This window comes from Streptomyces sp. DvalAA-14 (assembly GCF_900091855.1).
Classification (GTDB): domain Bacteria; phylum Actinomycetota; class Actinomycetes; order Streptomycetales; family Streptomycetaceae; genus Actinacidiphila.
The window spans coordinates 1-12,471 of sequence record NZ_FMCH01000152.1; the positions used below are offsets into that span (position 1 = coordinate 1).

General features: G+C 73.0%; 14 protein-coding genes and 1 pseudogene. 10 read left to right on the forward strand and 5 right to left on the reverse strand.

The features are described from left to right. Nucleotides 1-267: pseudogene (locus tag GA0115240_RS07220) on the reverse strand (hypothetical protein); the annotation flags it as partial. A gap of 158 nt (nt 268-425) precedes the next feature. Further along, a complete protein-coding gene (locus GA0115240_RS37885) occupies nt 426-929 on the reverse strand; it encodes a CGNR zinc finger domain-containing protein (protein ID WP_256069593.1) in 504 nt (167 codons plus the stop codon). Between the two features lie 64 nt (nt 930-993). Between GA0115240_RS37885 and GA0115240_RS07230 the strand changes: the two genes are divergently transcribed. Beyond that, nucleotides 994-1,674: a hypothetical protein gene (locus GA0115240_RS07230; protein ID WP_237554679.1), complete on the forward strand. Its 681-nt coding sequence runs from the start codon at nt 994-996 to the stop codon at nt 1,672-1,674. Between the two features lie 426 nt (nt 1,675-2,100). On the opposite strand, the gene GA0115240_RS07235 is transcribed toward GA0115240_RS07230, so the two are convergent. Together GA0115240_RS07235 and GA0115240_RS07240 are read right to left on the reverse strand one after the other, a co-directional pair. Beyond that, the gene (locus GA0115240_RS07235; protein WP_093735824.1) at nt 2,101-2,709 is read right to left on the reverse strand and encodes a Fic family protein; all 609 of its coding nucleotides are present in this window, start codon (nt 2,707-2,709) and stop codon (nt 2,101-2,103) included. Further along, nucleotides 2,696-3,454, reverse strand: a complete 759-nt coding sequence (locus GA0115240_RS07240) for a hypothetical protein (RefSeq protein WP_237554680.1) — start codon at nt 3,452-3,454, stop codon at nt 2,696-2,698. Before GA0115240_RS07240 ends, GA0115240_RS07235 begins: the two co-directional genes overlap by 14 nt. A gap of 393 nt (nt 3,455-3,847) precedes the next feature. Here GA0115240_RS07240 and GA0115240_RS36695 point away from each other — a divergent pair, with 393 nt between their 5' ends. From GA0115240_RS36695 to GA0115240_RS07260, 5 genes are all read left to right on the forward strand, one after another. Continuing rightward, nucleotides 3,848-4,009 carry a hypothetical protein gene (locus GA0115240_RS36695; protein ID WP_176725004.1) on the forward strand — a complete coding sequence of 54 codons (162 nt, stop codon included), beginning with the start codon at nt 3,848-3,850 and terminating at the stop codon, nt 4,007-4,009. After that, the gene (locus GA0115240_RS07245) at nt 4,006-5,397 is read left to right on the forward strand and encodes a metallopeptidase TldD-related protein (RefSeq protein WP_093735825.1); all 1,392 of its coding nucleotides are present in this window, start codon (nt 4,006-4,008) and stop codon (nt 5,395-5,397) included. Before GA0115240_RS36695 ends, GA0115240_RS07245 begins: the two co-directional genes overlap by 4 nt. Before the next feature lie 5 nt (nt 5,398-5,402). Further along, the gene (locus GA0115240_RS07250; RefSeq protein WP_093735826.1) at nt 5,403-5,954 is read left to right on the forward strand and encodes an RNA 2'-phosphotransferase; all 552 of its coding nucleotides are present in this window, start codon (nt 5,403-5,405) and stop codon (nt 5,952-5,954) included. Between the two features lie 166 nt (nt 5,955-6,120). Next, nucleotides 6,121-6,507: a DUF3099 domain-containing protein gene (locus tag GA0115240_RS07255; protein WP_093735833.1), complete on the forward strand. Its 387-nt coding sequence runs from the start codon at nt 6,121-6,123 to the stop codon at nt 6,505-6,507. A 254-nt stretch (nt 6,508-6,761) separates the two neighbouring features. Then, the gene (locus GA0115240_RS07260; RefSeq protein WP_093735827.1) at nt 6,762-7,016 is read left to right on the forward strand and encodes a hypothetical protein; all 255 of its coding nucleotides are present in this window, start codon (nt 6,762-6,764) and stop codon (nt 7,014-7,016) included. Here the strand turns inward: GA0115240_RS07260 and moaA are convergent. Further along, nucleotides 6,999-7,988, reverse strand: coding sequence for a GTP 3',8-cyclase MoaA (gene moaA / locus GA0115240_RS07265; protein WP_093735828.1), 990 nt, complete (start codon nt 7,986-7,988; stop codon nt 6,999-7,001). The genes GA0115240_RS07260 and moaA overlap by 18 nt on opposite strands. 297 nt (nt 7,989-8,285) lie before the next feature. Between moaA and GA0115240_RS07270 the strand changes: the two genes are divergently transcribed. From GA0115240_RS07270 to GA0115240_RS07285, 4 genes are all read left to right on the forward strand, one after another. Next, a complete protein-coding gene (locus GA0115240_RS07270; RefSeq protein ID WP_093735834.1) occupies nt 8,286-9,326 on the forward strand; it encodes a DEDDh family exonuclease in 1,041 nt (346 codons plus the stop codon). 140 nt (nt 9,327-9,466) lie between these two features. Further along, nucleotides 9,467-9,718 (forward strand): hypothetical protein, encoded by a 252-nt coding sequence (locus GA0115240_RS07275; protein WP_093735829.1) that lies wholly within the window; start codon nt 9,467-9,469, stop codon nt 9,716-9,718. An 85-nt stretch (nt 9,719-9,803) separates the two neighbouring features. Next, nucleotides 9,804-10,745, forward strand: a complete 942-nt coding sequence (locus GA0115240_RS07280; RefSeq protein ID WP_093735830.1) for an SURF1 family cytochrome oxidase biogenesis protein — start codon at nt 9,804-9,806, stop codon at nt 10,743-10,745. 17 nt (nt 10,746-10,762) lie between these two features. Continuing rightward, nucleotides 10,763-12,471, forward strand: a 1,709-nt coding sequence (locus tag GA0115240_RS07285) for a glycoside hydrolase family 15 protein (protein WP_093735835.1), incomplete at its 3' end; no start/stop codon positions are given.

Genomic DNA, 12,471 nt, shown 5'->3' on the forward strand with positions numbered 1-12,471 from the left:
GTCCTCGGTAGCGGCACTGGCGCATTCCGTATCTGTGGGCGAACTCTTTGATCGTGCACGCTGGCGGGTGGGGTTGCCCGGCAGCGGTCCGGTGACGGTGATCCGGTGTTCGCGGGCGGCTTGTTCCAGGTGGACCAGGAAGGTGCAGCCGCCGTCGACCAGGTGCTCGGCGGGCAGCAGCCCGCGACGGGCCAGGCGGGTGTGGATGCCGGGCAGGGCCAGGCCGTCGTTGGTGGCGGCCGACGGGGTGGCCACGTCCGCGATCACGTTGGCGCTGTCGGAGGTGCATGTTTCGGTGAGATGGGCGGCGAACCCCTTCCAGCGGATGATGTGCCCATGGCGGGCGTTACGGGCTGTGGCGAACTGCTCGCGCGGGCACGCCGCTGGAAGGACGCCGCGCCCTGACCACCGTCCGCCGGTCGACCTCACCGGGGCCGGCCGGAGTCCTTTGCCGCCCGGGCCCGGTAGGCCGCTACCGTCGTCCGGCTCGCGCACGCGTTGGAGCAGAAACGGCGCGTCCGGTTCCGTGACTGGTCCGCGAAGTAGTTCCCGCACCCGGCCGCGGCGCATCGTCCCAGCGTCACCGCCGGGTCCCCGGCCGCGACCAGGGCGAGCTTGGCGGCGACCACCTGGCCGACCCAGCGTTTGGCCGGGGTGCCGTTGCGGCTGAAGTGGATGTGCCAGCCGTCGAGTCCGTCGTGGTCGGACAGATGCATCTCCGGCGGATAGTCGCGCAGCAGGCGGTGCACTGCTTCGGGGGCGGCGCCGTCGACCGACTGCGCCAGGGCCGTGCGCACGAGGTCCGGCAGCTCGCCGTAGTCACCGTCCGGCGGCGGAGTGACCTCGTGCTCCGCGAAGAACGCGGCGACCAGTTCGCCGTGCCGGTCGAGCGTCCCGGTATTGGCCAGTTCGACGGCCAACCGCGTCACGTTCCCAATGTAGTCACCGTATTGCACTTGACCACCTACATCGCCGCTTCTTATTGTAGGCACCATGATACCCGATGACACCTACATAGCCCGCCGCCTGCAGCTGCTCGGCGAGTGGGACGCCGCGCTCGCCGTCCTGGGCCCGGGCACCGAGCCCGAGTTGCGCGCGGAGATCGCCGTCGACCGCTGGTTCTTCCGGATCGAGGGTCACGAGGAGGCCGAGAAGGCGGTCGCGGCGCTCGAACCCGTATCGCCGACCGCGCACCTGCTCACGGCGCGACTGGCCTACAGCCGCCTGCTGTTCCAGCGCGACCCCCGCGCCGACGACCGCGCCGCGGCCGAGGCCGGCTATCGCGCGGCCGCCGGGAGCGGCGATGAGAAGCAGCGCGGTTGGGCCGAGTACCACTGGGCCGTCCTGCTGGACAACATCGACGAGGACCCGGCCGGCGCCCTGTCCCACTACGAGACTGCGCTCGAGATCGCGACGAACTCCGGCGACGGCTACTTCGAGTCCTACATCATCCGGCACCTCGCACCCCACAAGGAACCCGCCGAGCGGATCGCGATGCTGCGCCGATCGCTCCACCTGCGCGCCGCCCTCGGCGCCCGGCCCCAGACAATCGCCGCGCAGGCCACCCTCGCCGACTACCTCCCGGCAAACGACCCCGAGCGCGCCGAACTCCTGCGGACGTCTCGCCCGGGCGCGGAAGAACTGCACATCGGCTGGCTCCTGTCCGAGGACTGATCCGCCGAGGGACCGGACCGCCGACCGGGTCGTCCCACACCGGCGTTCAGACCCCGCCGAGACCTCGTCATCCCGCGGTCGCCCTCAGGCACTGACGGTCCACCGGGGTTGAGCCTGGCGGGCCTGCCGGCGGATCCGTCCGTTGAGGGAGCCAAGGGGGCTCTGCGCAAAACGCTGGATCCGCTCCCGGCTCGCGATGCAGGCGAATAATCGGCGCGTGGCCAAGCACCGTGTTCTTGTCACTTACCCGGCGGGTCGGCACGCCGCCCCGCCAGCGACAGCTTCCACGGACGGCCCCGGCCCGGGGATCCGACACCCTCACGACGCAGCGCAGTCACCAACGTGCCGAGGCCGGACGCTCATGACGGAGTGAACGACGGCCACATCGCCCTGGCCTTCTGGGACATGGGTGCCGGGTGGCTCAGGTCAGTGCCGTCGGTGGTTGAGCACCCCGATGAGGGTGGCGAGGTCGGCGGCGCCGGCCGGGTCGTCGGCGTAGCGGGTGATCGGGAGAGGGCCGACCTCGGGAAGGACGATGTCCTCCCGGGCCAAGAGGTACACCAGGGTCAGCAGGGCGGCGCGGGCGTTGCCGTCGGTGAAGGGGTGGAAGAACGCGACGTCGAGGTAGGCGCGGGCCGCGCGGGCCGCCAGCGGGATGTCCGGGTCGGTCGTGTCGCGCAGGCAGGAATCGAAGTCGGCCCGGGTGCGCGCGGTCAGTCCGTAGCGTTCGCGGCCGGCCTTCGCACAGGCGTCACTCGTGCGGAACGGTGCCTCGGCCACGCCCAGGACCTCGCGCTGCCAGCCGGCCAGCAGGGCGAAGTCCAGCGGGGTGCGGCGGCCGGCGTCGGCCCGGGCCAGGGTGTGGGCGGCGAGCAGACGTTCGGCGCGTACGGGGTCGCGCCGGCGGACCGGTCCTTCGCACCAGGCCCGGAAACCGTCGCGAGCGGCCGGATCCCGCCGCAGGACCGGTGCCTGACGCCAGTCGGCTTCACGGCGCACGCGCAGCCAGGCCGAGAGGCTGTCAGTCGTGGCCATGGAGATCCCCCGGAGCCTGCCTGTCCCGGTCGTCCCGGTAGGGGGCCCGGCCGGTGACGCCGGCGGCGAGGTCTTTTCCGACGGATGCGATCAGCTTCCGTTGCGGGACGGTCCAGCTCTCGAACCGGCCGCCGATCGCGCCGTCCACCGCTCGCACGGCTTCGGCCCGGTCCATGCCGGTGGTGATGAGATACCAGCACAGCACCATCGAGGCCTTCCCGTACCAGCCGCCCTCCGAACCCGTGCCCAGCGCGAAGGTGACAAGCCGGGCGCAAGCCCGCTCCAGGTGCCGGCCGCGGTCCTCGGGTGCGGCGTCCGGCGGCGGCGCCAGTTCGGCGAAGCGCCGAGCCGCCCGCTCCAGCCACTGCCGCCACTCCAGCAGCGCCGCTACGACGCGTGCCGCGGTTGCGTCGGGGGTCGTCACCGACTTCGCTCCGACCCAGCTGCCGATGGGCCCGCCGTCGTGGTGGGACCAGCTCCATCCCCAGGCCCAGGCGCCGTACCGCTCCCGGATGACCCCGTCCACCTGCCTCTCGCACCAGCGTTCCCCCTCCCACCAGCCGGCCCTACCGGAAGGCACCGGCGGCACCCACGCGCCGACCAGCAAGCGGAGCCGCGCCTCCTCGGCCCCGTCCCAGGCGAACGGATGGCGGGCGGGGTCCAGTTCGTCCCAGTCCCGCATGCCCTCGGAAGTGAGGCGGGGCACCCGGTTCTCCGGGAAGGGCAGGGTGTCACGGTTGTACATCAGCGCCTGCCACCCCTCTCTGTCCGATGCGATCGACCCGCCAGTCTCCGGTTCGAAGACCTCCGGGCGCGAATGATTTTCCGAAACCGCACCTCGGCGCGGCCGCGCGTGCGGTGCGGAAGCTCTGCGGTCGAGTGCGCGACCGAGCACTCCGCTACGGAAGATGTCCACCCAGCAGCCCGCCCGGCACCGGCAATCCCTCCCCAGGCCGTAATCTCTTCCTGATCCAGAACTCCATGGCGGGGTCCGGCCCGGCGGCCCCGAGGAGGTGCCCAGAGGTCGATGCCAAGTCGCGGCACTGCCCCGCACGGTCCGGTTCCAACCGGTGTGAACAGAGCTCGAGGGGAGACCATGAAACAGAGCCTGACCTGCACAAAAGCCGATCGGAGGAGTATGCCCCCCGGCACCGTCGAGGCCGTCCGGTGCACCGGCCAGCGGGCCTGCGCGCTCCGCGACGGCCGCCTCGGCCGGGTGGCCGCGGTCAGCCACGGCTGCCGGTCGGCGCTGTTCCGGGGCGTCAGCATTCTCAACACCACGCAGGAGGCGGGGCGATGAGCACGGGGACGAAGCCGCACGAGATCGTCGAGCGGGCGCTGGAGCTGTCCCGGGCGGACGGCTGCGTGGTGATCGCCGACGAGGAGTCCGGCGCGAATCTGCGCTGGGCGGGGAACACGCTGACCACCAACGGCGTGACCCGGGGCCGGACGCTCACGGTCATCGCCGTGGTGGACGGCGGGCAGGGCGCGGCCACCGGGATGGTGTCGCGGTCCGCGGTGACCGCGGACGAGCTGGAGCCGCTGGTGCGGGCGGCGGAGGCGGCGGCGCGGGCGGCGGGGCCGGCCGAGGACGCGCAGCCGCTGGTGTCCGGTACGCCGGGATCGGCCGACTTCACCGAGGGGCCGGCCGAGACCGGCTCCGAGGTCTTCGCCTCCTTCGCGCCCGCGCTCGGCGAGGCGTTCGCCACCGCGCGGGCCGGCGGCCGGGAGCTGTACGGATTCGCGTACCACGCGGTGACCTCCACGTATCTGGGCACGTCCACCGGGCTGCGGCTGCGGCACGACCAGCCGACCGGCACCCTGGAGCTCAACGCCAAGTCCCCGGACCGCGCCAAGTCGGCCTGGGCGGGCGCCTCCACCCGGGACTTCACCGATGTGGACCCGCTGGCCCTGGACGCCGAGCTGGCCCGGCGGCTGGAATGGGCCGCGCGCCGGGTGGAGTTGCCCGCCGGGCGGTACGAGACGCTGCTGCCGCCGACCGCGGTCGCGGATCTGCTGATCTACCAACTCTGGGCGTCCGGCGCCCGGGACGCGGCCGAGGGCCGCACGGTGTTCAGCAAGCCCGGGGGCGGTACCCGGATCGGCGAGAAGCTGGCGGCGCTGCCGCTGACACTGCGCAGCGACCCGGCCGAACCAGGCCTGGAGGCGGCCCCGTTCGTGGTCACCTACGCCTCCGGTGACGACGCCTCGGTCTTCGACAACGGGCTGCCGATCCGCCCGGTGGACTGGGTGCGGGACGGCACGCTCAACCAGCTGGTCACCAACCGGCACAGCGCCGCACTCACCGGGCTGCCGGTCGCCGCGGCCGGCGACAATCTGATCCTGGACGGCGGCGGCGAGCGCTCGCTGGCCGAGATGGTGGCCGGCACCGAGCGGGGCCTGCTGCTGACCTGCCTGTGGTACATCCGGGAGGTCGACCCGGCCACGCTGCTGCTCACCGGCCTGACCCGGGACGGGGTCTACCTGGTGGAGAACGGCGAGGTGACCGGCGAGGTCAACAACTTCCGGTTCAACGAGTCGCCGGTCGACCTGCTCGGCCGGGCCACCGAGGCCGGCCGCACCGAGCGGACGCTGCCGCGCGAGTGGAGCGACTGGTTCACCCGGGCCGCGGCGCCGCCGCTGCGGATCCCGGACTTCAATATGAGTTCGGTCAGTCAGGGGGTCTGACAGCGGTGGACGACAAGCGGTTGGTCCGGGTGTCGAAGTACTTGGCGATGGTGCTGCGGCACAAGCCCGAGACGGTCGGCGTGGTGCTCGACGAGGGCGGCTGGGTGGATGTGGACGAGCTGATATCCGCGTGCGCCGCCAAGGGCCGCCGCTTCTCGCGGGCCGAGCTGGACCATGTGGTGGCGAACAACAACAAGAAGCGGTTCGCCTTTTCCGAGGACGGGCGGCGGATCCGGGCCAGCCAGGGGCACTCGGTGGCGGTGGAGCTGGGCCTGGCAGCCAGCGCGCCGCCGGACGTGCTCTACCACGGGACCGCGGCGGCCACGGTGCCGTTCATCCTGCGGGACGGGCTGAAGCCGATGTCGCGGCAGGACGTGCACCTGTCGGCGGACGTGGAGACGGCCCTGCGGGTGGGGGCTCGGCACGGCCGTCCGGTGGTGCTGGCGGTGGACGCGGCGGGGCTGGCGGCGGCCGGCCACGAGTTCCGGGTCAGCGCCAACGGGGTGTGGCTCACCGACGCGGTGCCGGCCGAGCGGCTGCGGCAGCTGCCGGCCTGACGCCGGACGGCTGGGCCATTTCCCGTACGGCGGGCCGGAGTCCGTAACCGGGCCGTGCCCGGTTGCCCTGCGCGAGCGCGGGTCGGCGTACGGTGGTGCCTGGCCGGGACGGGGCGCGGGACCGGTGATCAGCACGGTCCGGCGAATCGAGCGGGTGGTGGACGGCATGCGGAAGCGGCAGGAGTCGGAGGTCTTCCGGATCTCGGGGGCGCGGGCCGGGCTCACCGAGGATGTGCGCGGCCGGCAGCGCCGCTACATCATCTCGATGTCGATCCGGACCGTTTCGGTGATCTTGACCGTGGTGCTGTGGAACGTGGAGCGCCCGGTGGCCTGGGTGATGCTGGTGGCCGGCGTGGGACTGCCCTATGTGGCCGTGGTCATCGCCAACGCCGGGCGGGAGAACACCCCGGTGGCCCCGGCGGCGTACATCCCGCAACCGGTAAGACCGGTGCTTGAGGCAACGAAAGTGGAATCCTCGGCGGATCGCGGGGGCGAGCACCCGGCAGAGCCGTCCGCCGAGCCCGATGCCGGTGGGGCCGAGGCGGCCCGCTGAAGCGGGCGGTCTGGACCTTTGAAACCGGATGTGAAACCTCAAGAAAAGCTCAGATCAATCGTGCGGATACCTCTCCACGACGGGCTGAGCGCGTGACATACTTCGTACGCGCTCCGCATCCCCCGTCGGAGCGACGGACCGACGCCGGGCGGCTCCCCCCGTGGCTGCCCGGCGTCGCCATGTTCGGGGCGGACTCGGGCGGCCCTTTCCGCGGGCGTTTCCGAGGGCTTTTCCAAGGGCGTTTACTGGACCTTGTGAACGACGAGACGCCGATCTGTTCGGCCAAGGACTGCCGCGCCGCCGCGGTGTGGGTACTGGCCTGGAACAACCCGAAGCTGCACACGCCGGAGCGGCGCAAGACCTGGCTGGCCTGCGACGAACACCGTGAGCACCTGGCCGCGTTCCTCGGGATGCGAAGTTTCCTCAAGGACGTGGTGACGCTGGCGGACTGGGAGCGGGCCGCCGCCGAGGCGCAGCCGGCCGCCGGGGATTCAGCCGCCGATCGCTGACATCGGCCGGGCGGGCTGCAGGAACGCCGGGTCGTCCAGCCCCGAGCCGGCCTTCTTGCCCCACATCGCTGCCCGCCAGTGGTCCGCCATCTCCGCGTCGGAGGCCCCCGAGCGCAGCGCCCCCCGCAGATCGGACTCCTCCCGGGCGAACAGGCAGTTGCGCACCTGGCCGTCGGCCGTCAGCCGGGTGCGGTCGCAGGCGTGGCAGAAGGGGCGGGTGACCGAGCCGATCACGCCGACCCGGGCCGGGCCGCCGTCCACCAGCCAGCGCTCGGCGGGCGCCGAACCGCGGGCCGTGCCGCCCTCCGGCGTCAGCTGGAAGCGGGTACGCAGGCGGGCCAGGATCTCCTGCGCGGTGACCATGCCGGTGCGCTCCCAGCCGTGCTGGGCGTCCAGCGGCATCTGCTCGATGAAGCGCAATTCGTAGCCGTGCTCCACCGCCCAGGCCAGCAGGTCGGGGGCCTCTTCGTCGTTGATTCCGCGCATCAGCACGGTGTTGACCTTGACCGGGGCCAGCCCGGCCGCGACGGCGGCCTCCAGACCGGCCAGCACGTCGTGGTGGCGGTCGCGCCGGGTCAGGGTGTGGAAGACGTCGGGGCGCAGGGTGTCCAGCGAGACATTGACGCGGTCGAGGCCGGCCTCGCGCAGGGCGGCGGCCGTCCGGCTCAGTCCCAGGCCGTTGGTGGTGACCGAGAGCCGCGGCCGCGGTTCCAGGGCGGCGCAGGCACGGACGATGCCGACCAGACCGGGCCGGATCAGCGGCTCGCCGCCGGTGAAGCGCACCTCGGTCACGCCGAGGCCGGTGACCGCGATCCGCACCATCCGGACGATCTCGTCGTCGGTGAGCAGATCGGGCTTGGCGAGCCACTGCAGGCCCGCTTCGGGCATGCAGTAGGTACAGCGCAGATTGCACCGGTCGGTCAGTGAGACCCGCAGGTCAGTGGCCACCCGGCCATAGGTGTCGAGGAGCAACGGCCTGGCCTCCCTTCGGGCGCTAGCGGACGGGCTGTCCCGTCCAGCGTAGGCCGTGTCCGACGCATCCGGTCCGCGCCGTGGTGTCCGCGACCGCGAAGCGGCCGCGGCAGCGCGGTGAACGGGCTGGTGGCAGGGGGTGCCGGCGGCCCGTTCGACCGGTGCCGGGAGCGGCCGGGGCCGTTCGTCCGGACGCGGGCGGGCGGCAACTCGCGGCCAGGCGGGGGCGGATCGGGGACCGGCAGGAAGGGGAGCCGTGGACAGCGGTGTCGGTGGCGGCCCTTATCCTCGGTGACCATGCTGGACAATCTGACCGAGCTCGCGTCCCCGACCCCGTGGCCGACCGGCTACCCCGAGGGCTACGCGGTGGTCGACGTGGAGACCACCGGGCTCGGCAGGCAGGACCGGATCGTCTCCGCGGCCGTCTACCGGCTGGACGCGCGCGGTGAGGTCGAGGATCACTGGTACTCGCCGGTCAACCCGCAACGCGACCCGGGCCCGGTGTGGATCCACGGACTGACCGGGGCGATGCTGGCGGACGCCCCGCTCTTCCCGGAGATCGCCGCCGAGCTGGCCGAGCGGCTGGCCGGGCGGGTGCTGGTGGCGCACAACGCGGTCTTCGACTGGTCGATGCTCGCCCGCGAGTACGCCCGGGCGCAGTCGCAGGCACCGGTGGAGCACCGGCTGTGCACCATCGTGCTGGCCAAGGAGCTGCGGCTGCCGCTGGCCAATCACAAGCTGGAGTCGCTGGCCGCGCACTACGGGGTGGTCCAGCGCCGGGCCCACCACGCGCTGGACGACGCGCGGGTGCTGGCCGAGGCGTTCCGGCCGAGCCTGCATCTGGCGGCGGCGGCCGAACTGCCCCTGCCGCTGCACGCCTGCCGGCCGCTGACCGAGTGGGCGGATTCCGCCGCGCCGTCCGCCGCGTCCACCGCGTCCGCCCCGGGTCCCGGCCCGGCGCAGGTCCCGGAGCCCCGCTACGGGCGGCTGTACGGATCCGGCTACCGCACCTGGCGGCCGGCCCGCAAACGGCCGGCCTGCCCGTATCGCAACCCGGGCCGGCTGGCGCCCGGCGGACCGCTGATCCAGGGCATGCGGGTGGCTTTCTCCGGGGACACCGGGACGGACCGCGAGCTGCTGGAGGACCGGGCCACCGAGGCGGGCCTGCATGTCGCCACCTCGGTCAGCCGGCTCACCAGTGTCCTGGTCACCAACGACCCCGACGCCGTGACCACGAAGGTGGTCAAGTCCCGCGAGTTCGGCACGCCGGTGATCGACGAGCGCGCCTTCGCCGAGCTCCTCAAGGCCGTCCGGCCGGCCGAGGACGTCCACGGCTGACCTCCCCGGACCCCAGGGCCCGCCCGGCCCGTCCCGGCCCCCGTCCCGGCCGCCCGCGTTGCCCTCCGTTCGGGTGATGCGGCGGACCGGACCCGCGCGCTGCGTTGACCCGCGGCCGACCGGATCGCAGCCTGTGCCTCATGGCCCGATGCGAAGTATGCGGAAACGACTATGCGATGAGCTTCGAAGTGCATGCCCAGGGGGCGGTGCACGTCTTCGACAGCTTCGAGTGCGCGATCCACCGGATGGCGCCGAGCTGTGAGCACTGCCGGGTGCGGATCATCGGCCACGGCGTGGACGTGGACGGCCACTGGTACTGCGGCGGCCACTGCGCCCGGGCGGAGGGCGCGGCCGGCATCGTGGACAAGGTCGGCTCCGTCACCCAGGCCTGACCAGCGGCGCGCGGCCGGCTCGCCGGGGAGCCGCTCCGGCGACCCGACGGGCCGGCCGCCGGCGCCCGGGCGGTACGGTCGCGGGGTGTACCGGTTCCTGCTCACCCGCTCGTGGGTGTCCCTGGCCCTGATCGGTCTGGCGGCCATCCCCGCCCTGGTCGAGCTCGGGTTCTGGCAGCTGCACCGCCATGAGCGGCGGGTGGCCGACAACCGGCTCATCTCCGCGAGCCTCGCGGCCGCGCCGGTCCCGGTCCGGTCGGTGACCCGCTCCGGCGCCGCTGTGCCGCGCCGGGAGCTGTACCGCCCGGTGACCGCCGAGGGGCGCTACGACCCCGCGCACGAACTCGTCGCCCGGCAGCGTACGGACGCCGGCGGCGGCCGGGTCGGCTACCACGTGATCACCCCGCTGGTGCTGAGCGACGGCCGGTCGGTGCTGGTCAACCGCGGCTGGGTGCCGGCCGGCGACGACCTCACGGCGGCGCCGGCGATCCCGCGTCCCCCGTCCGGCCGGGTCGCCGTCACCGGCCGGCTCCGCCCGGACGAGACCAGCGCCGCCACCGGCATCCGCGAGCGCCACGGGCTGCCGCCCCGTCAGATCTCGCTGATCAGCGCCGCCCTGGTCGCCCGGCAGGTGCCCGGCGAACTGCTCGGCGGCTACCTGGAGCTCGTCGGCACCTCCCCGCGCCCCACGGGCGCCCAGCCGGAGCTGATCGCGGCGCCCGACCCCACCGGCACCGGCCCGCACCTGGCGTACGCGGCGCAGTGGTGGCTGTTCGCCGCCATGGTCCCGGTGGGCTGGGTCGTCCTGGTGCGCCGGCAGCGCGCCGAGATCCTGGCCGCCCGGGCGCGGGACGCGGCCCGCGACCAGGACCGGGACGAGGACGGGGACCAGGACCGGGACGAGGACGGGGACCAGGACCGGGACGGAGACGGGGGACCAGGGCGGCTACAGTGCGGCACTGGCGCTCTGATCCCTCGCCGGGCAGGCTGGAACGCCGGGAAACGACCCCTACCCGGCTCCCTATGAAGGCGGCGAGGCGGAACGTGCCAGGACCCATAGAGGACTACGCGATCATCGGTGATCTGCAGACGGCGGCCCTGGTGGGCCTGGACGGCTCCATCGACTGGCTGTGCCTGCCGCGCTTCGACTCGGCCGCCTGCTTCGCGGCCCTGCTCGGCGACAGCGACAACGGCCGGTGGAAGCTGGCTCCGCGCGACGCCGGCCCGTGCGCCCACCGCAGTTATCGCGGCGACACCCTCGTCCTCGACACGTTCTGGGAGACCCCGACCGGCACCGTCAAGGTCACCGACTTCATGCCGCAGCGCGACCGGGCACCCGATGTGATCCGGATCGTCGAGGGCCTGACCGGTGAGGTCGCGATGCGCGGCGAGCTGGCCCTGCGGTTCGACTACGGCAGCGTGGTGCCGTGGATGCGCCGTACCGACGGCCAACGGGTGGCGATCGCCGGACCGGACTCGGTATGGCTGCGCAGTGTCCCCGCGGTGCCGATGCACGGCCGGGACATGCGTACCTACGCCGACTTCACGGTCGCCGCGGGCGAGCAGCTGGCCTTCGTGCTGACCTGGCACCCCTCGCACGAGAAGCAGCCGGCCCGGGTGGACCCGTACCAGGCGCTGGAGCACAGCCTGGAGGACTGGGACGCCTGGTCGGCGCAGTGCGCGTACGAGGGCCCCTGGCGGCCCGCGGTGGTGCGTTCGATGATCACCCTCAAGGCGCTGACCTACGCGCCCAGCGGCGGGATCGCGGCCGCCGCGACGACGTCGCTGCCGGAGGAGATCGGCGGGGTGCGCAACTGGGACTACCGCTACTGCTGGCTGCGGGACGCCGCGCTCACCTTGAACGCGCTGATCTCCGGCGGCTTCCTGGACGAGGCGAACGCCTGGCGGAACTGGCTGCTGCGGGCGGTGGCCGGCGATCCGGCGGATCTGCAGATCATGTACGGCATCGCGGGTGAGCGCCGGCTGCCCGAGTACGAGGTGCCCTGGCTCAAGGGCTACCAGGGCTCCGCGCCGGTCCGGGTCGGCAACGCCGCCGCCGGCCAGTTGCAGCTGGACGTCTACGGCGAGGTGCTGGACTCGCTCTACCTGGCGCGCGAGCGCGGTCTGGACGACGAGTCGCACGCCTGGAACCTGCAGCGCAAGCTGATGGACTTCCTGGAGTCCAAGTGGCGCGAGCCGGACGAGGGCCTGTGGGAGGTGCGCGGCGGGCGCAAGCACTTCGTGCACTCCAAAGTGATGGCCTGGGTGGCCGCCGACCGGGCGGTGCGCACCGTCGAGACGCACCCCAAGCTCAAGGGCGACCTGGACCGCTGGCGCTCGATGCGGGCGCAGGTGCACGCGGAGGTGTGCGAGAAGGGCTACGACCCGGTACGCAACACCTTCACCCAGTCCTACGGCTCCACCGAGCTGGACGCGGCGACCCTGCTGATCCCGCAGGTGGGTTTCCTGCCGGCCGACGACCCCCGGGTGACGGGCACCGTCGAGGCGGTGCGCCGCGAGCTGGACCACGGCGGCTTCGTCCGGCGCTACACCGCCCAGGGCGGCTCGGTAGACGGCCTGCCGGGCGACGAGGGTACCTTCCTGGCCTGCTCGTTCTGGATGGCGGACGCGCTGTACGCCACCGGCCGGCGGGACGAGGCGGTGGAGCTCTTCGAGCGGCTGCTGGCGGTACGCAACGACGTGGGGCTGCTCGCCGAGGAGTGGGACCCGGTGGCCGGCCGCCAGCTCGGCAA

What these genes read in the sequence shown, in the direction of transcription:
- GA0115240_RS07275 (WP_093735829.1), top strand. Translation starts at nt 9,467, where the DNA reads ATGGCCCGATGCGAAGTATGCGGAAACGACTATGCGATGAGCTTCGAA.
- GA0115240_RS07270 (WP_093735834.1), top strand. Translation starts at nt 8,286, where the DNA reads ATGCTGGACAATCTGACCGAGCTCGCGTCCCCGACCCCGTGGCCGACC.
- GA0115240_RS36695 (WP_176725004.1), top strand. Translation starts at nt 3,848, where the DNA reads ATGCCCCCCGGCACCGTCGAGGCCGTCCGGTGCACCGGCCAGCGGGCC.
- GA0115240_RS07255 (WP_093735833.1), top strand. Translation starts at nt 6,121, where the DNA reads ATGCGGAAGCGGCAGGAGTCGGAGGTCTTCCGGATCTCGGGGGCGCGG.
- GA0115240_RS07230 (WP_237554679.1), top strand. Translation starts at nt 994, where the DNA reads ATGATACCCGATGACACCTACATAGCCCGCCGCCTGCAGCTGCTCGGC.
- GA0115240_RS07235 (WP_093735824.1), bottom strand. Translation starts at nt 2,709, where the DNA reads ATGGCCACGACTGACAGCCTCTCGGCCTGGCTGCGCGTGCGCCGTGAA.
- GA0115240_RS07240 (WP_237554680.1), bottom strand. Translation starts at nt 3,454, where the DNA reads ATGTACAACCGTGACACCCTGCCCTTCCCGGAGAACCGGGTGCCCCGC.
- GA0115240_RS07245 (WP_093735825.1), top strand. Translation starts at nt 4,006, where the DNA reads ATGAGCACGGGGACGAAGCCGCACGAGATCGTCGAGCGGGCGCTGGAG.